The following is a 19,491-nucleotide window of genomic DNA, read 5'->3' on the forward strand; positions in this document are numbered from 1 at the left end:
GTTCCCGCTTTCGCGGGAATGACGAAGGTGAGGAGGGGCAGTTCCCCACCCCAATGCCGCCGCCGCATCATATACCGCGGAACCGGCAGCGAGGAATCAACGGCGGGCGGGCCGACCTGCGAGAGGGACAGGTGCAGGTGCGATGCAGCCGCAAGGAGGCTGCGGGGCCCGCCGCCGTCGGCCGGCCGGTCCGTGGGAGAGGAAACCGGCCGGATGGCGTTCAGAATCGATCAATCGTCGCCGTCGTCGTCGGGGCCGGTCATCATTTCCTCGGCCACCGCGTCGGTGCGGGTGCGGATCGCGCTTTCGAGGCGCTGCATCAGCTCGGGATTCTCGGTCAGGAAGGTCTTCGCATTCTCTCGACCCTGGCCGATACGGATCGAGTCATAGCTGAACCAGGCGCCCGATTTCTCGACCAGCCCGGCCTTGACGCCAAGGTCGAGAATCTCGCCGATCTTGGAAATGCCCTGCCCGTACATGATGTCGAATTCGACCTGTTTGAACGGCGGAGCGACCTTGTTCTTGACGACCTTGACGCGCGTCGTGTTGCCGACGATTTCGTCGCCATTCTTGATCTGGCCGGTGCGGCGAATGTCGAGGCGAACCGAGGCGTAGAATTTGAGCGCGTTGCCGCCGGTCGTCGTCTCGGGATTGCCGTACATCACGCCGATCTTCATGCGAAGCTGGTTGATGAAGATCACCATGCAGCGCGAGCGGCTGATCGATCCCGTGAGCTTGCGGAGCGACTGCGACATCAGGCGCGCCTGGAGGCCGACGTGGCTGTCGCCCATCTCGCCCTCGATCTCGGCGCGCGGGACGAGCGCGGCGACCGAGTCGACGACGAGGACGTCGATCGCGTTCGAGCGCACCAGCGTATCGACGATCTCCAGCGCCTGCTCGCCGGTGTCGGGCTGCGACACGATCAGTTCGTCGATGTCGACGCCGAGCTTCTTCGCATAGACGGGGTCGAGCGCATGTTCGGCGTCGACGAAGGCCGCGGTGCCGCCCATCTTCTGCGCTTCGGCGATGCAGTGCAGCGCGAGCGTGGTCTTGCCCGAGCTTTCAGGGCCATAGATTTCGATGACGCGGCCGCGCGGCAGGCCGCCGACTCCCAAGGCGATGTCGAGCCCAAGCGAGCCGGTCGAAACCGCCTCCACCTGCATCGCTTCCTTCGAGCCCAGCTTCATCACCGAGCCCTTACCGAACGCGCGATCGATCTGCGCGAGCGCGGCGTCGAGCGCCTTCTGCCTGTCCGTTCCGTTCACTGATTTCCCCGATTCGACGAGTGACAATTGTCCGGCCATTGCCGTCCCTTTCCTGCTCTAGAGCGACCGCGGAAGCATCGCAACGCCTGCCTCATGTGCCACATTTGTTCTCATGGAACAAGAGGGGAACATGCAATATCCTGAAATCGTCATTGCGAGCGAAGCGAAGCAATCCAGAGCAGGCGTAAACCGCCCTGGATTGCTTCGCTTCGCTCGCAATGACGAAGTGTGAAATCGTCGTCGAGGGTTCCTAACCCGCCCCGAACTCGCCGATCGCCGCCTCGATATCGGTGAGGCGGAACGGCTTGGTCACCAGCCGCCGATGCGCGTGCGCGGGCGGAATCACGTCGCCGCCACCCGAGGTGAAGGCAAAGGGAATGCCCCGCGCCGCGAGCGCGTCGGCGATCGGCCAGCCCTTTTCGTCGCCGAGGTTGATGTCGATCAACGCGCCGGCGAGCGATTCGGCGGCGATCACCGCCAGTGCCTCGCCGTTCGTCGTCGCCTGCGCGGGCTCGGGCAGACCGAGCGCGTCGAACATATCGGCGAGCATCATGCCGATCAACACATCGTCCTCGACGAGCAGGATGCGCGGCGCGTCAGCCATGGTCCGCCCGATGCGCGGCCTCGTCGAGCGCCGCCGACACCGCTTCGGTGAGTTGCGCGACCGAAAAGGGCTTGGGCAGGAAGGCAACGTCGGCGATGTCGATCGACTGGCGGAGTTGCTCTTCGGCATAACCCGACATGAAGAGCACCGGCAGCGCCGGGCGCTTCGCGCGCATCGCGCGCACCATTGCCGGGCCGTCCATCGTCGGCATCACGACATCGCTGACGATCAGGTCGATCTTTTCCATCCCGGCGAACCGCTCCAGCCCTTCCTCGCCCTGCGCGGCGGTGACGACGCTGTAACCCGCGCGGGTCAGCGCGCGTTCCGCGACCGCGCGCACCATATCCTCATCCTCGACGAGCAGGATCGTGCCGGTGCCCCATTGGCTCTTCTTGGGCTTCGTCGGCGTCGCGGGCACCGCGGGCGCCCCGGCATCGGCGCGGTGGACGGGGAGATAGATGGTGAAGCTCGTTTCACCCGGCCGGCTGTCGGCGAAGATGAAGCCCGCCGACTGCTTGATGATGCCATAGACGGTCGACAGGCCGAGTCCGGTTCCCTTGCCGACATCCTTGGTGGTGAAGAAGGGTTCGAAGATTTTCGGCAGCACGTCGGCGGGAATGCCGCTGCCGGTATCACTGACCTTCAGCGCGCTATAGTCGGCGGGGGGCATGAATTCATTGCCCATCTGGCGCACGTCGGCGGCCGACACCGGATAGGTCTCGATCGTCAGCGTCCCCGCCCCCGCCATCGCGTCGCGCGCATTGACCGCGAGGTTGATGATCACCTGTTCGAGTTGCCCCGGGTCGGCGCGCACCGCGCCAAGCCCGCGGCCGTGATGGACCGTAAGCTGGATGGTGTCACCGATCAGCCGCTTGAGCAGGTGCGACACTTCCGAAATCACGTCGGGAAGCTGCAATATCTGCGGACGCAGAGTCTGCTGGCGCGAGAAGGCGAGCAATTGCCGCGTCAGGCTCGCGGCGCGATTGGCATTGCTGCGAATCTGCTGAATGTCGTCATAATCGCTGTCGCCCGGCGTGTGGCGCATCAGCATCAGGTCGCAGGCGCCGAGCACCGCGGTCAGGATATTGTTGAAATCATGCGCAACGCCGCCCGCGAGCTGGCCGACCGCCTGCATCTTGGACGCCTGCGCAACCTGGCGCTTGAGGCGCGATTCCTCGCTCGAATCCTTGAGGCTGAGCAGCACCGCCGCCTCGCCGAGCCCGCGGACGCCGACGACGCGCATCGACACCGGATCGTCGCCCTGCCCGATCAGCCGGATCGACAAATCGCCGCCGACTTGCTGGCCGCTGCTGTGGCGCCGGATCATATCGGCAAGCGGTCCCTTATCCTCTCCGACCACCAAATCGCCGGGATAGCGCGGCGGGCGCCCATCGCCGATCCCAGCGGCGCGGACGAAGGCGCGATTCATGTAAAGGAAGCGCCCGTCACGATCGACCAGCGCCAGCCCGAAAGGCAGCAGCGACAGCAAGGTCTCGACATAGGTCTGCGCGGCGCCGCGATCGGCGGGACCCATCTCCTCGTCGAGCATCGCGAGCAGCACCGGGCCATGGCCGTCGGCCGGCGTCAGCGGGATGTGGAGCATCCGCACCGGCGTCGCGCGATCGCCTTCGCGCGCGAAAGTGAGCGTCCCCGCATCGTCGAGCCGGAGCAGCGCGGCGACGTCGCGCCCGGCATAATGCGCTTGCCCGCCCTCGTCGAACGCGCGGAGCAGAAAGGCCTGGTTGGCGGTGCGCAAGCGCCCCTCGGGGCTGACCAGCGCCGCCATGATCCCCGCGTGCCCGAGGGTGCGGCCGGCGGGTCCGTCGAGATGGCGCATCACCTCGTTCGCCAGATCAATCCGCTCGAGCGCGGCGAAACGCCAGACGAGATAATCCTCGGCCTGCCCCGTGCGCGTCACCTGCGCCTGCAATTGCAGCGGCCCGACCGCGATGTCGCTGACGTGTCCCTCGCCATCGCGCCACGCGGCGCGCCCGGCGTTCTTCAGCAAATCGGCACCGCGACCGTCGAGCGGCAGCCCCGGCGGAGTCACGAAACCGCCCATCCACGTCGCGAACAGATCATTGGCGCAGACAAGGCGGCCCGCGCGGTCGGTCACCGCGATCGCGACATCGTCATGGTTGACCGCCGCGCGCAGCATCGTCCAGTCGGGCAGCGCCGCCTCGCCGACGGCGGCGGCCGGAAACAGCCGGCGCGCGAGAAGGACGCCGCCGACGGCGAGCGCGATCCCGGCGAGGAAGCCCGCGGCAAGCGCTCCGCTGCCCGTCGCCCAGAACAGCAGCGCGACCGACAGCAGGGCCAGGCCGCCGATCAGCGCGACATCGACGCGTGACAGCACCGCGCGCACCGGAACCGGCCCCGCGGAGCCCGCCCCCCGACTGAAATCAGCATCAGCGGCAGGCAGGCTTTGCGCAGTCAACGACACTCTCTTCTATGGGCGCATCACCAGATGCGGACGCGATCCTTGGGCGCCAGATAGAGTTTCTGGCCCGGCTTGACGTTATAGGCCTTATACCAAGGGTCAAGGTTGCGCGAGACCCAAGCCCGCTGAATCGACGGCGAATGCGGGTCGGTCGTGATGCGCTGCGACAGATTCTGCTCGCGATAGTTGCGCCGCCACACCTGCGCCCAGCCGAGGAAGAAGCGCTGATCCCCGGTCAGCCCGTCGATCACCGGCGCCTCCTTGCCGCCGAGCGACTTCTTGTAGGCGTCATAGGCGATCGTCAGACCGGCGAGATCGCCGATATTCTCGCCGAGCGTGAACTCGCCGTCCAAATGTTCGCCGGGCAGCACTTCATACGCGCTGTATTGCGCGACGAGCGCCTTGCCCGCGGCCTCGAACGCCTTGACGTCGGCGGGGGTCCACCAGTCGGCGAGTTTGCCCGTCTCGTCATATTTCGCGCCCTGGTCGTCGAAATGGTGGCTGACTTCGTGGCCGATAACGGCGCCGATCCCGCCATAGTTGATCGCCGCGTCGGCCTTCGGGTCGAAGAAGGGAGGCTGCAGGATAGCGGCGGGGAAGACGATCTCGTTCATCCCGAAATTGGCATAGGCGTTGACCTCCATCGGGGTCATCCCCCACTCCCAGCGACGGATCGGTCCGCCGAGACGGCTGATATTGTCGTCGTGCGCGAACTGGTTCGATCGCAACGCATTGCCGAACAGATCGTCGGCCTTGATTTCCAGCTTGCTGTAATCCTTCCAGCGGTCGGGATAGCCGATCTTGGTCGTGAAATTGGCGAGCTTCTTCTTCGCCTTCACCTTGGTCGCAGGCTGCATCCAGGTGAGGTTGCCGATCCGCGCGTCCAGCGCCGCGAGGACGTTCTTCACGAGGACATCCATCGCCGCCTTGGTTTCGGGCGGGAAATATTTCGCGACATAGTCCTGGCCGACCGCTTCGCCCAGATTGCCCGTGGTGAAATCGACCGCGCGCTTCCAGCGTTCCTGCATCTGCGGCGTCCCCGACAGCGCGGTGCCATAGAAGGAGAAGGCCTCCTGGGCGACCGCGTCGGGCAACTCGCCCGAGAAACCGTCGAGGCTGCGGACGAGCAACGCATCGCGCAGCACCCCGATCGGCGCGTCGGCGATCAGCTTCGCCTCGCCGGTCAGCGCGCTCGGCTGCGCGACCAGAATCGCATCCTCCTTGACCCCGACGCCGCGGATGAAGGTCGTCCAGTCAAAGCCGGGCGCGGCCTTGGTCAGGTCGGCGATCGTCATCTTGTTATAGACTTTGGTCGCGTCGCTGCTGTCGTTCTTGTCCCAGTGGACGGTCGCGACCTGCTTTTCGAAGTCATAGATCGCCTTGGCGCGTGCCGCGGCATCCTGTTCGCCCGCCAGCGTCAGGACATTCTCCAGATGCTTGAGGTAGGCGGCCTGCAACTTCAGGTTGCGCTCGCCGTCCTTCAGGTAAAAGTCGCGGTCGGGCATGCCGATGCCGCCCTGGAACATCGTGTAGATATAGACGTCGGGATTCTTGTCGTCCTGCCCGACATAGCCGCCGAAGAAATGCGACACGCCGCTGCGATCGGCCTCGGCGAGCAGCGCGGGGAGCCCGGCCTTGTCGACGGCGCGGATCTTGTTCAGCCACGGCTCGATCGGCGCCAGCCCCTTCGCCTCGACCGCCGCCGAATCGAGATAGGAGGCATAGGCGCGGCCGATCATGCTGTTCGGATCACCCTTGGCCGCCTCGAGAATTTCCTGCGTGCGCTTCTGCGACAGGTCGGCGAGCGCGGTGAACATGCCGTAGTTCGACTTGTCGGCCGGGATCGCGGTGTCCTTCGCCCAGGTGCCGTTGGCATAGGCATAGAAATCGTCGCCGGGCTGAACGCTCTTGTCCATGCCCGAGAAGTCGAAGCCGAAATCGCCGATTTCGGGCTTGGCGGTATCAGTCGCGGGCGTCGTAGCAGCGGTTTCCTGAGCGAAGACGGGCGTTGCCGCCATCAGCATCGCGCCAAGCGCAGCGGTCGCCATCAGGCGCGAAGAAAGGTTCAAAGTCATGATGTTCCCCAGATAGATAGTGCGAAGAACGCGCCGGGGCGCGATCTTGCGATGGGAACAGCTATAGGCGCGCGGGCCGCCGCGGTTCAACCGGCGGCAGTGTCGCTCGTCGATGCCTCAAGTCGTTGGTCGCGCGCGCGGCGAATCTTGCGCCGCCAGCGCAGGCGAATCCAATTGTCCCAGATGACCGACGCCAGAATATAGCCGACGATCGCCGAGACCGCCGAAATCACGAACAATCCGCCGAGCCCGCCGAGCAGCGCCGGCCCGGCATTCGCGGTGAACCATTGCCACCAATCCGAAAGCGAGGCCGATCGCTCGTAGAGCGCGTAAAGCCCCGCCATATTGGTGTGCATCCCGAACAGCACATTGCCGAGCCACACCGAGGCGGCGAGGATCAGCGGGGTCGTCACCGGGTTCGACAAAAAGGTCATCGCCGCCCCGATCGGGATATTGGCACGAAACGGCAGCGCGAGCAGCGCGACGCCCAGAATCTGGACGCCCGGAATCAGGAAGAAGATGCCGACGAACAGCCCCAGCGCGGTGCCGCGCCGCACCGAGGTGCGCGTAAAGCGCCACAAATGGCTGTGCGCGACGCGGTGCGCGAAGGGTTTGACGAAGCGGCTCGCCAGCAGCTCCTCGCGCGTCGGCGAGTTCCGGCGTATCCAGTTCATCAGGAACGCCTTGTCGCGCGGCTGACCTCCCCCGCTCATCCGCGATCCTTCATCAGCCGTTCCTTGTCGCGCTTCCAGTCGCGCTCCTTGATCGACTCGCGCTTGTCGTGCGCCTTCTTGCCCTTGGCGAGCGCGAGCTCGACCTTGGCGCGGCCGCGGCTGTTGAAATAGACCGACAGCGGAACCAGCGTCATACCCTGCCGCATCACGCCCGCGTGCAGCTTGTTGATCTCGCGCCCGTTGAGCAGCAATTTGCGCGGCCGCCGGGGCTCATGGTTGAAACGGTTGCCGTGGCTGAATTCGGGGATGTTGGCGTTGATCAGCCATACTTCGCCGCCGGTCACCTCGGCATAGCTTTCGGCGATCGTCCCCTCGCCGAAACGCAGCGATTTGACCTCGGTCCCCTGCAAGGCGATGCCCGCCTCGAACACCTGTTCGATGGCATAGTCGAAGCGCGCGCGCCGGTTCTCGGCGACGACCTTCTTCTTGTCGAATTCGGCTGCGGACTGCGGACGGGCCATGAAACGGAACCTAGATTACTCCCGCCGCGGAAAGCGCGGCATCGACGGCCTGGCGCGATGCCTCGGACGCATCGATGATAGGTAGGCGCACTTCGGGCGAAAACCAGTCATGGACGCGCGACAGCGCATATTTGACCGGGCCGGGCGACGCGTCGGAGAACATCGCCTTGTGCAGGTCGAACAATCGGTCATGCAGCGCCAGCGCGCCGGTCCAGTCGCCCGATGCACAGGCCGCGGCGAAATCGGCGCAGAGGCGCGGCGCGACATTGGCGGTAACCGAAATGCAACCGACGCCGCCGAGCACCGCATGCGGCAGCCACAGATCGTCGTTGCCGCTAAGCTGACAGAAATCGGCGGGCGTGCCCGCGCGCTGGACCGTCACGCGGGCGAGGTCGCCGCTCGCATCCTTGATCGCGACGACCGAAGGGATTTCCGCGAGCCTGCACATCGTCTCGGCGCTGATGTCGGTGACGGTGCGGCCGGGAACATTATAGACGACGATCGGCAGGCTGCTCGCTTCGGCGAGCGCCTTGAAATGCGCGATCAGCCCTTCCTGCGTCGGCCGGTTGTAATAAGGCGCGACGACCAGTGCCGCGGTCGCGCCAGACTTCTCGGCGTAACGCATATGGCGGATCGCGGTCGCGGTGTCGTTCGATCCGCAACCGGCGATCACGGGCACGCGCCCCGCCGCCGCTTCGATGCAGGCGTCGATCACCTGATAATGTTCGTCGAAGCCCAGGGTTGGGCTTTCGCCGGTGGTGCCGCACGGCACGAGCGCGCTCGTTCCCTCGTCGATCTGCCATTCGACCAGCCGTTTGAACGCCGGCGCATCGAACGCACCGTCGCGAAATGGCGTCACCAAGGCGGGAATCGACCCCGAAAACATGCTCCGCTCCTTTACAAAGACTCCGGCGCGGCCATAGGATCGGCCGGCGCGCACGCTATTGAACGTCTATTCAGCGCCCCGCAAGGAGTTTGGCATTACCATGGCCGGCATGATTTCGCTGACCCGCATTTCCCGTCTGGCGCTCGCCGCCGCCCTTCTCCTCCCCAATGCTGCTCATGCGAGCGAACTCACCCCCGAACAAATGGCCTGGTATCGCGCCCAGATGGGGCTCGCGGCCCAGTCGGGGACGCCGCCGTCGACCAGCTCGGTCGGCGATGCGGTGCTCGAGTGGCGGCGCCTGACCGCGACCAACACCGCCTCCTTCGATCAGCTTTCGCGCTTCCTGATGGCGAACCGCGACTGGCCCGACGCCGACAAGCTGCGCGTGCGCGCCGAAAAGGCGATCGCGCTCGACAGCTACGATCCGCAGCGCACCCTCGCCTTCTTCCAGACCTATCCGCCGCGCACACCGAGCGGCGAGCTGCGCTACGCGCTCGCGCTCAACGCCGCCGGCCGCCGCGAAGACGCGAATGCCGCCGCCCGCCGCGCCTGGACCGGCGGCATCGTCGACGAGATGGAGGTAAGCCGCGCGCTCAGCTTCTTCCCAGGCGCCTTCAGCCTCGCCGACCATGATGCACGCATGGACCGGCTGCTGTGGACGGGCTCGACGATCGCCGCGGGCCGCCAGCTTCCCTATGTGTCGCCCGAAAAGCGCGCGGTCTTCGCGGCGCGCCTCGCGATGCGCAGCGGCGCGGTCGACGCCGCGCTGCAGGCCTCTGCGGTCGAAAGCGCCAACCCGTCGCTTACCCGCACCGATGCCGGATATATCACCGATAAGGCCACCTGGCTGCGCAAGGCGGGCCGCGTCGGCGAGGCGCGGTCGCTGCTCGCCGCCCCGCGCTCGCTGGCGAAGGCGCCGACCGACGCCGAGGAATGGATCGAAACGCTGCTGACCAATGCGCGGCAAGCCGACGCCGCGGGCGACAAGCTCACTGCCTATAATATCGCGAAGCAGATCGATGACAGCTTCGCGCCCGGCGTGGTGATCCGCGAAGCGCCGCTCGGGGTGCGCGACGATTATACCTCGCTCGCCTGGCTCGCCGGCCAGCTCGCCTTCAAGAGCCTCGGTCGCCCCGGCGAGGCGGTGCGGCTCTATGCCGCCTATGGCGAAGCCGCACGCTCGGCGCAGACGCGAACCAAGGGGTTCTACTGGGCGGGCCGCGCCGCGCTCGCCGCGGGGGACCGCGACACCGCGAACCGCTATTTCAACGACGCCGCGCAGCATTACGACCAGTTCTACGGCCAGCTTTCGCTCGAACGGCTCGGCCGGCCGCAGCCCAAGCCGACGCCGAACCCGACGATCGCGGTCAACGGCGACGAGCGGCGGGCCTTCGACGACAACCGGCTGGTGCGCGCCGCCCGCGCGCTGGGCGAGATCGGCGCGTGGCGCGAGCAGTCGCAGTTCCTGCGCGCCATCGCACAGCGCGCGACCACGCCCGCCGACCATGTCCTCGCCGGCCAGCTCGCCGCATCGATCGGCCGCCCCGACCTCGGCGTGATGATCGGCCGCAGCGCGCAGGCGAACAGCCTCGACGCGGTCGAGGTGTCGGGCTTCCCGACCGTGCGCGTGCCCTCGGGCCATGAAGGCAACTGGACCTTCATCCATGCGATCACGCGGCAGGAAAGCCAGTTCGACCGGCAGGCGATCAGTCACGCCGGCGCGCGCGGGATGATGCAGCTCATGCCGGGCACCGCACGCGAAGTCGCGGGCAAGCTGGGTCTCAGCTACGACGCGGGCTCGCTGACCAGCGACACCAATTACAATCTCACGCTCGGCTCGACCTATTTCCAGCAGATGCTGAGCTATTTCGGCGGCAGCTACCCGCTCGCGGTCGCGGCCTATAACGCCGGACCGGGCAATGTGAACAAATGGCTGCGCGCCAACGGCGATCCGCGCGGCGGCGGCATCGACATGGTCGACTGGATCGAGGCGATCCCGATCTTCGAGACGCGCAACTATGTCCAGCGCGTGCTCGAAAACGCCGTCGTCTACGACACGCTGCGCGAGGGGCGGACGCTGCCCCAGGCCCCGCTGAGCTTCTACCTCGGCAAACGCAATCCGGGGTAGGCCCCATGGCGGGGGACAAGACCAACATCATCAGCCCGGCAGGCTTCGCCGCGCTGCGCGCCGAATATGACGCGCTGTTCGGGCAGGAGCGGCCCAAGCTGGTCGAGACGATCAGCTGGGCGGCGGGCAATGGCGACCGCAGCGAGAATGGCGATTATATCTATGGCCGCAAGCGGCTGCGCGAGATCGACCGGCGGCTGGGTTTCCTCGCGCGGCGGATGAAGGCGGCGCGCGTCGTCGACCCGGCCGAGCAGCCCGACAAGAGCCGCGTCTGGTTCGGCGCGACGGTCGAACTCGCCGCCGACGACGATACGCGCCGCATCGTCACGCTGGTGGGCGACGACGAGGCCGATGCCGGCGCCGGCCGGATCGGCTGGAACAGCCCCCTCGCCCGCGCGCTGCGCGGCGCCGCGGTCGGCGACCTCCGCACGGTACAGCTTCCTGCGGGGCCGAAGCCATGGGAGGTCATGACGATCCGCTATCCTTGACGGGTTTCCTGTCCGCCGGACTGTGAGCGCGATCATAAACGACGGCACGCCATGATACTAAAGACGGGATAAAGGCGGGATAAAGACAGGGGGGGGAAGCGAAATGCGGACGCTGGTCCTGGCGGCGACCTTGGCGGCATCGGGCCCGGTGCAGGCGATGCAGCCGCCCGGGATTCCGGTTCTGACCGACGAGGAAATCCGCGCCGGCCTCAAGAACGACGAGGATATCGAAACCCGCGTCGACGGCGACATGAACGGCGACGGCGCTATCGACACGGCCTATATCGTCCGCGGCGAAGATACGCGCTGGCTCCACGTCCGCTTTGCCGCGCGGGGCGAATATGATCTGTATCACGAACCCGCCGGGAGCGTCGAACTCGACGCCTTTCCGCTGGGACCCGCCGAAATGAGGGTGAGCAAGGGCGTATTGGTCGTCAGGGACCTGACGGGCGGCACCACGGCGGTGTCGGCGACCTATCGCTTCCGTGGCGACAAGGCACGGCCGAAGATGCGGCTGATCGGGCTCGACGCGACGCTCTACAGCCGGACCTATGCTCATGACGGCGCCGAAATGAGCTGGAACCTGCTGACCGGCGACGTCATCGCGACGAAGATGAAACTCGTCGGCAGCGGCGAGAACGCGAATTACGACAAATCGGCGGTCAAGCGTTTCAAGCGACCGGTCACGGCGCTGTATATGGAAGACACGCCGAACGCAGAAGAGACGCTCGACATGGCGATGAAGGGCAAATGAGCCGGATCAGCCGCGCAGCAGCGCCGGCACGATCCAGATCGCCGACAGCACGACGATCACGGCCACCAGCGAAATCGCCAGGACATAGCGCACGCCCTGCTCCTTCACCCCGCCGCTCGCTTCGGTTTCGGTCACCTCGACATGGTCATCGACGACTTGCATGGCTCGTCTCCCTTTCTGGTCCGCATGAAACGCGGGGCGGCTATGCGCGGTTCCGCGCACGGGATGGGGAGAGGCGCCAGAGGGTCTGTAAGCCGGGTTCTGTCCACCCCGTTGCCGGGGATGGGCGATCATTCCTCTAGGCGTGCGGTTGCCCGAACGCTCAAGCAGTCAACCCGGACGGCGGGGCCGGAACCAGCCCTGAGTTGCCCCGAAGAGCGAACTCGTGCCATCCCTATTCGACCTTGCTCCCGGTGGGGTTTGCCGTGCCGCGTCCGTTACCGTCCGCGCGGTGCGCTCTTACCGCACCCTTTCACCTTTCGCCGGGCCGAAGCCTTTGGCGGTCTCTTCTCTGTGGCACTTTCCCTGACCCCCTCGCGGGGGCCGCCGGACGTTATCCGGCACCGTGGTTTCCGTGGAGCCCGGACTTTCCTCCCCCGCGCCTACGCGCGGCGGCGATCGCCCGACCCTCTGGCGAAGCGCATTATAGCGCGAATGGACGGCCATTACGAGCGATTGTGCGGAACGGCTGTTTGGGGTGGAAATCTGCCCCGCCTTCTTTCATCATCGCGGCTTGGGTCCGGGGGCTGGTCGGCGCAAGGACCGCATGGGAATGTCAAAGTTCAGGAAAGTTCAGCCTTATGCATCGCCCCGATGTGGGCCTCGCGGCGTGCTGAACGCACTCGGCACGCCTCGTCGTGGCCGCGCTCGCAAGCGAGACCGCCATCGCTTTTATCCACCGAATGAAAGAGCCGGATAAAGGCTGGCACAGCCGAATAATGTATGAAAGGCCTATTTGACGGCGATGCCTGTTTTGGGGTGGAAAGCGGTCAAAGAAGCTCTAACGTGATCGACAGAAAGCGAAGTGCGAAATGTCGATGAAACTTGCCGCACCCATAAATGCGCTAAGCATTTTGGCCTTGCTGGGCGCTGGGTCAGTCAGCGCTGAAGTTATACATCCAGAGTATGTGACTGTTCAGTTGCTGGTGTGCTCTCCTGAAAAAGAGCGGTCTATACCGGAATGCAGCACGCAGGCAGCGATACAGGGCGAAACGACGAAGCTAATCAGTTTCTACGACTATCCAGCACGCGCAAATCGACAGCAGCGCGGAGGGGTCGTCTATTTTCGCCTGCTTGCCGATACTTCGAAGCCGTTGAAAGGGCTTCCTGCGAACGGATACGGTGCCGGAGATTGTAGAATTGTTCGCTCCAGCGGCCATGAGGATCTCGACAAAGAGACGTGCAAGCTATTGAAAAGGCGAGCGACGTTTTCCGCGGAATCTGTCGATTCCACACGGTCTGGTGTTGATGGTCGAGTAATTTGGGTACCGAGTTGGAAGGTGCAGCCGGACTTTCCCGTGTATCCACAACCGTCAACGATAAATTTCAAGAAATAGGAGCCGCCGCAATCGGTCGCCAGCCGCCGATCAATTCCCCTCGGGCTGCGGCAGCAGCAGCGCCAGCAGGATCGCGCGGCATTCGCCGTCGATCGTGCCGTCGATCAGTTCGGGCCGGAACCGCCGCTGAAACGCGACGGTCGCCGCGAAACCGTCGGTCACGTCGTAACCGAAGCGCTCAAGCGCGAGCAGAAAGCCCGCATCGGTCCACAAGGGGTCGGTCAGTTTCCTGGTCGGGCGCGGCAGCGCGAGGCGGCGGCGCGCGAGTTCTTCCCACGGAAAAAGCTCGCCCGGATCCTGCTTGCGGGTCGGCGCAATGTCCGAATGGCCGACGACATTGCCGCGCGTGATCGCATAGCGATCCTTGATCTGGTGGACGAGGCGGACGACCGACGCCACCTGTGGATCGGGAAAGGGCACATAGCCCCATTCGTGCCCCGGATTGACGATCTCGATCCCGACGCTCGCCGAATTGATGTCGTTCACGCCGCGCCAGTGCGACTTGCCAGCGTGCCAGGCGCGCTTGTCTTCGGGCACCATGTGCGTGATCTGGCCGTCCTCGCTGACGACATAGTGCGCCGACACCTTCGCCTCGGGATCGGCAAGCCGATCAAGGGCTTCGGTACCGGTCTTCATACCGGTATAATGGAGGACGATCATCGATATGGGCAGCGCGCGCTCGTCGAAATTGGGTGACCAGCGTTCGATAAAATCGCTCATGCGCTTTGCGGTCCATCCTGTCCCTGCCCTGCCTTTCCCCTGCGCCAGCGGGCGGAAAAAAGCAAGGTCAGGCGGCCGCCTGCGACGCGATAGGCGAATGGCGGACCTGCTGGTCGGCGGGCTCGTAAAGGCCGCGCAGCCGCGGGCTCGCGACGAACTGGTCGGTCTGGCCGAGCACCGTTTCGCCCGCACCGAGGATGAGGAAACTTTGCGGCGCTGCCACCGCGCGCAACCGCGCAAACGCCTTTTGCCGCATCGGCAGCGAGAAATAGAGGAGAAGGTTGCGGCAAAAGATCAGGTCCGCGGGCGCGGCGAGCGGCGGCCGGTCGATCAGCATGTTCTGGACCGAGAAATCGACGCGGCGGCGCAGATCCGCCTTGGCGAGCCAACCCGCTTCGGTCTGGTCGAACCAGCGCACCATCCGCTGCACCGGCAGGCCGCGCTGGATCTCGAACTGGCTGTAAAGCCCGACGCGGGCGCGGCCGACCGCGTGATAGCTGACGTCGGTGCCGACGATATCGACGCGCCACCCGGCCCATTTGCTGTCCTGTTCGGCAAGCAGCATCGCCATCGAATAGGCTTCCTGCCCCGTCGACACGCCGCAATGCCAGATCGTCAGCCGCCGCTCGCGCAGGTTGATGCGATGGATATATTCAAGCGCGCTGTTAGCAATATCATCGAACACACTATGTTCACGGTAGAAATAAGTTTCATTGTTGAGCATCGCATCGACCGTGTCGTCGAGCAATTGACGGCTGTTCGAGGTCACGAGCGCGGCGACGAGCGCGTCGAGATCGCCGATGCCGTGCCGCTGCATCACCGGCTTCAGCGACATTTCGATGCGCCAGATGCGGTTCGGCGACAGCGTCTGGCCGGTCCGCGATTCGAGCACACCCATCAGCACGCGATAGGCCGACTCGCTCGCGGTCCCGCCCATCATGACGGACGGCGCCCGGGAAGATAGCCGCGCAGCATCAGGGCGATCGCGTCGGGGTTGAGCGTCGCCGCCGCGAGCCCGGCCTTCGCCACCGCGCCGGGCATTCCCCAGATCACGCAGCTTTCGGGCGCCTGGGCAAAGATCGTCCCGCCCGCCGCCTTGAGTCGCTGGGCGCCCTGCGCGCCGTCACGGCCCATGCCGCTCAGCACGACCGCGACCGCGCCGGCGCCATAGGCTTCGGCGACCGACGCGAGCATCGGGTCGGCCGACGGACAGCAGCCATTCTCGACCGGCCGCCGGTCGAGCGCAATCTCGCGGCGCGCGCCGTTCGCAATCACCATCAGATGCGCGTCGCCGGGGGCAAGATAGATATGGTCGCGTTCGACCGCCATCCCCGCCTCGGCCACGCACACCTTGCGCTTGGTCATCGTCGCGATCTGCCGCGCGTAAAATTCCATGAAGGCGTCGGGCAGATGCTGGGTGAGCAGGATCGGCGCAGTGATCCGGAGATCAAGATGGGTGAGGAAATTGGCGAACGCCGGAATGCCGCCGGTCGACGCCGCGACCGCGATGCATTCGAGCCGCTGGTCGGCATCCACGGCAACCGCGGCCGGGGGAACCGGCGGGCGAAAGGCGATGCGCGCCGCCGTGGGAACGGGTTCAAGCTGCCCGAGCGACAGGATGCGGTCGGTCAGCACTTCGGCAAAGCGGCCCGAGAAACTGCCGCGGCCGGGCTTGGCGAGCGTGTCGCTGGCGCCGAGCGCGAGCGCTTCGATCGCCGCCGGGCCGCCTTCGACGCAATTCGACGACAGGATCAGCACGCGGGCATTGGCGGCGCGTTCCAATATGTGCGGCAGCGCGTCGATGCCGTTCATCCCCGGCATTTCGATATCGAGCACGACGACATCGACGGGTTCGCATGCCAGAAAGGCCAGCGCATCATGCGCCGAGGCCACCGAGGCACAAACCATCAGCCCCGGCGTCTGGGCGACGATGCGTTCGAGGATACTGCGGACGACGAGGCTGTCATCGACCAGCATCACGCGAACGCTGCGGCCTGCGGGGCGTTCGGTCCCCTGCGGATCGGTTGGAAGAAGGGCGGAGCGCGCCATCGACCGAGCCTCAGGCCACGCCGACGAGTTGCAGCTTTCCTTCGAGCGTTTCGCGGTCGAACGGCTTCATCACATATTCGTCGGCGCCCGCCTCGATCGCGGCACGAATATGGTCGATGCTGTTCTCGGTGGTGCAGAAGACGACGCGCGGCCGATCCTCGCGCCCGAAATCGAGGTCGTTGAAGGCACCGAGAAATTCCATTCCGCTCATCACCGGCATGTTCCAGTCGAGCAGGATCACGTCGGGACGGTTGGCGCGGCAAAAGGTCAGCGCCTCCTGTCCGTCGGCGGCTTCTTCCACTGAAAAAGCCATGCTTTCAAGGATATGTCGTGCGACCTTGCGAATGACTTTGCTGTCGTCGACGACCAGACAAGATTTAGACATTTATGCCTCCGACCCCCGGGGTTGACGCCAGCTTAGGGCGAAGGGGTGTGCAGGGTGTTAATACGACCGGCATCACGCGGCCTTAAGCGCGGGCAGCGTGATAAAATGCGCCGGGTCGACGACGAGCAAGGATTGCCCCTCATGCTCGATCATCGCTTCGGCGACGCGCGCCCAACCCGGAAGCAGCTTGCCGGTGACCCGCGCCTCGGGCGCATCGATGAAACAGACATCCTCGATCGCGTCGGCGAGCAGCGCATAACCGTGCTCGGCGACATCGACGACGACGACGCGTTGGCCTGCAACCGCGGGAACCGGGGCCAGGCCGACAACGACATGCGGGTCGATCAGCGTGAAGACGCGGCTGCGCAGCGCAAACAGCCCCGCGACATGCGGCGGCGCGGCGGGCACCTCGACCGGGGTGCCGACCGCGACGACCGAATGGATCGAGCGGCTGCGCAGCGCGACGCGCGTGTCGGCGATGCGCGCGATCAGATAGAGTTTTTCCATCATGGGCGCCCTCCCCCGACATGGCGGCGCAACGCGTCGAGCAGCGCGCCGCGATCGTAGCGATAGACAGTGTCGTCGTCGGCGCCCGCCGCCGCTGCCGAAGCGCGCAGCCGGATTACCGGCACATCGCCGCCGCCCTGCGCGCAAATGCCTTCGTCGGTCAGGCAGAGCAGCACGTCGGCCGCCTCGTCGGAACGTTCGGGCACGACGCGATAGCCGGCGCTGCGAAGGATCGGCGCCAGGAAATTGTCGCCCCAGCCGTCGCGGTCGTCGGCGAGGCGGCACACCGGCTGGCGCGCCGCCGACGCGGCGGCGGCAACACCGGGCGCATATTGCTCCATCAGCCAGAAGGGGTCGACGATCTCGACCGGCTCGCCGCCGATCAGCACCACGCCCGCGATCAGCCCCGGCGCGGCGGCCGGCTGAGTCATGTCGGGCAGGCGGACGATGTCGATCACCGCCTCGATCGGATAGCAGAGCACCATCTGCCCGTCGTAGAGGCGGAGCAGCTTCAGCGCGCCATGATCCTCGGGCAGCCGTGCGGCGTGGACGGGGAAGATGTCGTCGCCGATCTGCACCTGGATGCGGCCGGCGCTTTCGAAGAGCGCCAGCGCGGGCACTTCCTCGACGCGCTCGATGACCGACAGGCGGACGCCGCGCGTGCGGCCGCCGACGTCGCGGAACAAGAGAAGCTGCGCGGCGCCGCGTTCGGCGGCCGCGCTGGCGTCGGCCTCGACCGCGCGGTCCATCCCGCGCCCCGTTTCCGACGCATCGATCGCCGCGGCGGCGAGAATCCCCTGGACGTCGAGCAGCAGCACCGGCCGGCCATTGTCGGGAAGCGTCGTCCCGGCATAGAGCCCGGTCGCCATGATCATCGGCGCGGCGGGCTTGATCACCAGTTCCTCATGGTCGTGGATCGCCGCGACACTGAGCGCATAGCTTTGCCCCTGTCCCGGCCGGACGAGGACGAGCGCGCGATCCTCGACATCGTCGCCCGGGTCGCGCTCGCGGCCGAGGACGGTTTCGAGGCGGAGCAGCGGGAAAGGCTCGCCGCGCACGGTGACGAGTTCGCCGCCACCAATGCGCTCGATGCGGACGCTGTCGTTCGTCTCGAGCAGGATTTCGCGCACCGAGCCGCGCGGGATCGCGAAATATTGCCCCGCCGCGCGGACCATCAGCCCCGAGATGATCGTCAGCGTCATCGGCACGCGCAGCACGACCGCGAGGCCCCGGCCCTCATCGTTGCGCAGATCGACGACGCCGCCGATCTTCTCGACATTCGCCTTGACGATGTCCATGCCGACACCGCGGCCCGAAATGGCGGTGATCTTCGACGCCGTCGAAAAGCCGGGGCGAAAGATCAGGTCGAGCTTTTCGCGCGGGGTCAGCGCCCGCGCGTCGGCCGCGGGCAGTAGCCGCGCCGCGATCGCCTTCTGGACCAGCGCGTCGGGCGACAGGCCGCGCCCGTCGTCGCGCACCTCGATCTCGATCTGGTTGCCCGACTGGCGCGCCGAAACCGAAATGCTGGCGGTGATATCCTTGCCCGCCGCGACGCGGTCGTCGAGCTTCTCGATGCCGTGATCGATCGCGTTGCGGACGATGTGGATCAGCGGGTCGCGGATATTCTCCATCATCTCGCGATCGAGTTCGACCTCGCCGCCGCTGGTGGCGAAGCGGATTTTCTTGCCGAGCTCCTGCGCCAGGTCGCGAACGATGCGCGGCAGCGGCGCGAACAATTTGTCGATGCGCTGCATCCGCATCTGGCTGACCGACTGGCGCATTCCCGCGATCGAATCCGACAGGCGGTCGAACGAGGCGATCAGCGACGGGTCGGCGCCCGCGTCGCGAAGCATGCGCGCGAATTCGTTGCGCGCGAGGACGATGTCGGTGACTCCGGTCATCACGCTGTCGAGCAGGGGCAACGGCACGCGAATCGTTCGCCATCCCTGCGCATCGGTCGCCAGATCGTCCTCACGCCGAAGCTGGATTTCGCCACCGTCGATCGGTGCTGGGGGAGCGTCTGCCGCCAAAGCCGCGATCACGTCGCCATCGTCGCCGACAGGCTCGGCGCCGTCCTGCCCCAGCATCGCGCAAAGCTGCGACAGGCGATCGATGATTCCCAGCACGCCGGTGACGAGCGCGGCGTCCGCAGGGCGGTTGCCGCGGCGAACCTGATCGAGCGCATCCTCGGCGGCATGGGACAGCGCCGTGACTCGCGGCAGCGCGAGGAAGCTCGAACTGCCCTTGATCGTGTGAACGAGGCGGAAAATCGCATCGAGCCGGGCGCGGTCGGCGGGGTCCGCCTCCCACGCCACCAGCGCCCCGCCGGCCTCGGCAAGGATTTCCGCCGTTTCGGCAAGAAAATCAGTCAGCAGATCGTCCATCGCGTATCGGCGCGCCCCAAAAATTCGAGGCTCCACCATGGCCGACAATGGTTAA

The 19,491-nt window shown here is 65.9% G+C and carries 18 protein-coding genes and 1 other RNA gene; 4 read left to right on the forward strand and 15 right to left on the reverse strand.

What is annotated here, in order from left to right; all coding sequences use genetic code 11:
* Positions 1 to 230: 230 nt before the first annotated feature.
* The 7 genes from recA to dapA form a co-directional block, all read right to left on the reverse strand.
* Positions 231 to 1,304 carry a recombinase RecA gene (recA, locus tag NP825_RS11270; protein WP_257543417.1) on the reverse strand — a complete coding sequence of 358 codons (1,074 nt, stop codon included), beginning with the start codon at positions 1,302 to 1,304 and terminating at the stop codon, positions 231 to 233.
* 211 nt (positions 1,305 to 1,515) lie between these two features.
* The gene (locus NP825_RS11275; protein ID WP_257543419.1) at positions 1,516 to 1,869 is read right to left on the reverse strand and encodes a response regulator; all 354 of its coding nucleotides are present in this window, start codon (positions 1,867 to 1,869) and stop codon (positions 1,516 to 1,518) included.
* On the reverse strand, positions 1,862 to 4,234 hold the full coding sequence (locus NP825_RS11280; protein ID WP_257551382.1) for a response regulator: 2,373 nt from the start codon (positions 4,232 to 4,234) through the stop codon (positions 1,862 to 1,864). Before NP825_RS11280 ends, NP825_RS11275 begins: the two co-directional genes overlap by 8 nt.
* 95 nt (positions 4,235 to 4,329) lie before the next feature.
* Entirely contained in the window at positions 4,330 to 6,384 is a 2,055-nt protein-coding gene (locus NP825_RS11285; protein WP_257543422.1) for a M13 family metallopeptidase, read from the reverse strand.
* Positions 6,385 to 6,470: 86 nt separating this feature from the next.
* A complete protein-coding gene (locus tag NP825_RS11290; RefSeq protein ID WP_257543424.1) occupies positions 6,471 to 7,097 on the reverse strand; it encodes a DUF2062 domain-containing protein in 627 nt (208 codons plus the stop codon).
* A complete protein-coding gene (gene smpB / locus NP825_RS11295; RefSeq protein WP_237838242.1) occupies positions 7,094 to 7,579 on the reverse strand; it encodes an SsrA-binding protein SmpB in 486 nt (161 codons plus the stop codon). The genes NP825_RS11290 and smpB overlap by 4 nt, the downstream gene beginning before the upstream one ends.
* Before the next feature lie 10 nt (positions 7,580 to 7,589).
* Positions 7,590 to 8,465 carry a 4-hydroxy-tetrahydrodipicolinate synthase gene (gene dapA / locus NP825_RS11300; protein WP_257543429.1) on the reverse strand — a complete coding sequence of 292 codons (876 nt, stop codon included), beginning with the start codon at positions 8,463 to 8,465 and terminating at the stop codon, positions 7,590 to 7,592.
* A gap of 100 nt (positions 8,466 to 8,565) precedes the next feature.
* Between dapA and NP825_RS11305 the strand changes: the two genes are divergently transcribed.
* From NP825_RS11305 to NP825_RS11315, 3 genes are all read left to right on the forward strand, one after another.
* Positions 8,566 to 10,593 (forward strand): lytic transglycosylase domain-containing protein, encoded by a 2,028-nt coding sequence (locus NP825_RS11305; RefSeq protein ID WP_257543431.1) that lies wholly within the window; start codon positions 8,566 to 8,568, stop codon positions 10,591 to 10,593.
* A gap of 5 nt (positions 10,594 to 10,598) precedes the next feature.
* Positions 10,599 to 11,081 carry a transcription elongation factor GreB gene (gene greB / locus NP825_RS11310; RefSeq protein WP_257543433.1) on the forward strand — a complete coding sequence of 161 codons (483 nt, stop codon included), beginning with the start codon at positions 10,599 to 10,601 and terminating at the stop codon, positions 11,079 to 11,081.
* A 103-nt stretch (positions 11,082 to 11,184) separates the two neighbouring features.
* Positions 11,185 to 11,835 (forward strand): hypothetical protein, encoded by a 651-nt coding sequence (locus tag NP825_RS11315; protein ID WP_257543435.1) that lies wholly within the window; start codon positions 11,185 to 11,187, stop codon positions 11,833 to 11,835.
* Positions 11,836 to 11,841: 6 nt separating this feature from the next.
* Here the strand turns inward: NP825_RS11315 and NP825_RS11320 are convergent, their stop codons facing one another.
* Together NP825_RS11320 and rnpB are read right to left on the reverse strand one after the other, a co-directional pair.
* Positions 11,842 to 11,997 carry a hypothetical protein gene (locus NP825_RS11320; protein WP_257543438.1) on the reverse strand — a complete coding sequence of 52 codons (156 nt, stop codon included), beginning with the start codon at positions 11,995 to 11,997 and terminating at the stop codon, positions 11,842 to 11,844.
* A gap of 72 nt (positions 11,998 to 12,069) precedes the next feature.
* Positions 12,070 to 12,469: RNase P RNA component class A (gene rnpB, locus NP825_RS11325), an RNA gene on the reverse strand.
* A gap of 403 nt (positions 12,470 to 12,872) precedes the next feature.
* Between rnpB and NP825_RS11330 the strand changes: the two genes are divergently transcribed.
* On the forward strand, positions 12,873 to 13,391 hold the full coding sequence (locus NP825_RS11330; RefSeq protein WP_257543440.1) for an energy transducer TonB: 519 nt from the start codon (positions 12,873 to 12,875) through the stop codon (positions 13,389 to 13,391).
* A 30-nt stretch (positions 13,392 to 13,421) separates the two neighbouring features.
* Here the strand turns inward: NP825_RS11330 and NP825_RS11335 are convergent, their stop codons facing one another.
* The 6 genes from NP825_RS11335 to NP825_RS11360 all read right to left on the reverse strand — a co-directional run bounded on the left by NP825_RS11335 (position 13,422) and on the right by NP825_RS11360 (position 19,436).
* Positions 13,422 to 14,111, reverse strand: a complete 690-nt coding sequence (locus NP825_RS11335) for an N-acetylmuramoyl-L-alanine amidase (protein ID WP_257543442.1) — start codon at positions 14,109 to 14,111, stop codon at positions 13,422 to 13,424.
* 67 nt (positions 14,112 to 14,178) lie between these two features.
* The gene (locus NP825_RS11340) at positions 14,179 to 15,051 is read right to left on the reverse strand and encodes a protein-glutamate O-methyltransferase CheR (protein WP_257543444.1); all 873 of its coding nucleotides are present in this window, start codon (positions 15,049 to 15,051) and stop codon (positions 14,179 to 14,181) included.
* Entirely contained in the window at positions 15,048 to 16,160 is a 1,113-nt protein-coding gene (gene cheB / locus NP825_RS11345; protein ID WP_257543446.1) for a chemotaxis-specific protein-glutamate methyltransferase CheB, read from the reverse strand. The genes NP825_RS11340 and cheB overlap by 4 nt, the downstream gene beginning before the upstream one ends.
* Positions 16,161 to 16,170: 10 nt before the next feature.
* Positions 16,171 to 16,545, reverse strand: a complete 375-nt coding sequence (locus NP825_RS11350) for a response regulator (RefSeq protein WP_257543449.1) — start codon at positions 16,543 to 16,545, stop codon at positions 16,171 to 16,173.
* Between the two features lie 72 nt (positions 16,546 to 16,617).
* Positions 16,618 to 17,055 (reverse strand): chemotaxis protein CheW, encoded by a 438-nt coding sequence (locus NP825_RS11355; RefSeq protein ID WP_257543451.1) that lies wholly within the window; start codon positions 17,053 to 17,055, stop codon positions 16,618 to 16,620.
* Positions 17,052 to 19,436 (reverse strand): chemotaxis protein CheA, encoded by a 2,385-nt coding sequence (locus NP825_RS11360; RefSeq protein ID WP_257543453.1) that lies wholly within the window; start codon positions 19,434 to 19,436, stop codon positions 17,052 to 17,054. Before NP825_RS11360 ends, NP825_RS11355 begins: the two co-directional genes overlap by 4 nt.
* Positions 19,437 to 19,491 lie beyond the last annotated feature (55 nt).

The organism is Sphingopyxis sp. DBS4, from assembly GCF_024628865.1.
Taxonomy (GTDB): Bacteria; Pseudomonadota; Alphaproteobacteria; order Sphingomonadales; family Sphingomonadaceae; genus Sphingopyxis.

Bases quoted from the DNA above. Each gene is read 5' to 3' on its own strand.
- recA (WP_257543417.1), bottom strand. From the start codon at position 1,304: ATGGCCGGACAATTGTCACTCGTCGAATCGGGGAAATCAGTGAACGGA.
- NP825_RS11275 (WP_257543419.1), bottom strand. From the start codon at position 1,869: ATGGCTGACGCGCCGCGCATCCTGCTCGTCGAGGACGATGTGTTGATC.
- NP825_RS11285 (WP_257543422.1), bottom strand. From the start codon at position 6,384: ATGACTTTGAACCTTTCTTCGCGCCTGATGGCGACCGCTGCGCTTGGC.
- NP825_RS11290 (WP_257543424.1), bottom strand. From the start codon at position 7,097: ATGAGCGGGGGAGGTCAGCCGCGCGACAAGGCGTTCCTGATGAACTGG.
- smpB (WP_237838242.1), bottom strand. From the start codon at position 7,579: ATGGCCCGTCCGCAGTCCGCAGCCGAATTCGACAAGAAGAAGGTCGTC.
- dapA (WP_257543429.1), bottom strand. From the start codon at position 8,465: ATGTTTTCGGGGTCGATTCCCGCCTTGGTGACGCCATTTCGCGACGGT.
- NP825_RS11305 (WP_257543431.1), top strand. From the start codon at position 8,566: ATGGCCGGCATGATTTCGCTGACCCGCATTTCCCGTCTGGCGCTCGCC.
- greB (WP_257543433.1), top strand. From the start codon at position 10,599: ATGGCGGGGGACAAGACCAACATCATCAGCCCGGCAGGCTTCGCCGCG.
- NP825_RS11315 (WP_257543435.1), top strand. From the start codon at position 11,185: ATGCGGACGCTGGTCCTGGCGGCGACCTTGGCGGCATCGGGCCCGGTG.
- NP825_RS11320 (WP_257543438.1), bottom strand. From the start codon at position 11,997: ATGCAAGTCGTCGATGACCATGTCGAGGTGACCGAAACCGAAGCGAGC.
- NP825_RS11330 (WP_257543440.1), top strand. From the start codon at position 12,873: ATGAAACTTGCCGCACCCATAAATGCGCTAAGCATTTTGGCCTTGCTG.
- NP825_RS11335 (WP_257543442.1), bottom strand. From the start codon at position 14,111: ATGAGCGATTTTATCGAACGCTGGTCACCCAATTTCGACGAGCGCGCG.
- NP825_RS11340 (WP_257543444.1), bottom strand. From the start codon at position 15,051: ATGATGGGCGGGACCGCGAGCGAGTCGGCCTATCGCGTGCTGATGGGT.
- cheB (WP_257543446.1), bottom strand. From the start codon at position 16,160: ATGGCGCGCTCCGCCCTTCTTCCAACCGATCCGCAGGGGACCGAACGC.
- NP825_RS11350 (WP_257543449.1), bottom strand. From the start codon at position 16,545: ATGTCTAAATCTTGTCTGGTCGTCGACGACAGCAAAGTCATTCGCAAG.
- NP825_RS11355 (WP_257543451.1), bottom strand. From the start codon at position 17,055: ATGATGGAAAAACTCTATCTGATCGCGCGCATCGCCGACACGCGCGTC.
- NP825_RS11360 (WP_257543453.1), bottom strand. From the start codon at position 19,436: ATGGACGATCTGCTGACTGATTTTCTTGCCGAAACGGCGGAAATCCTT.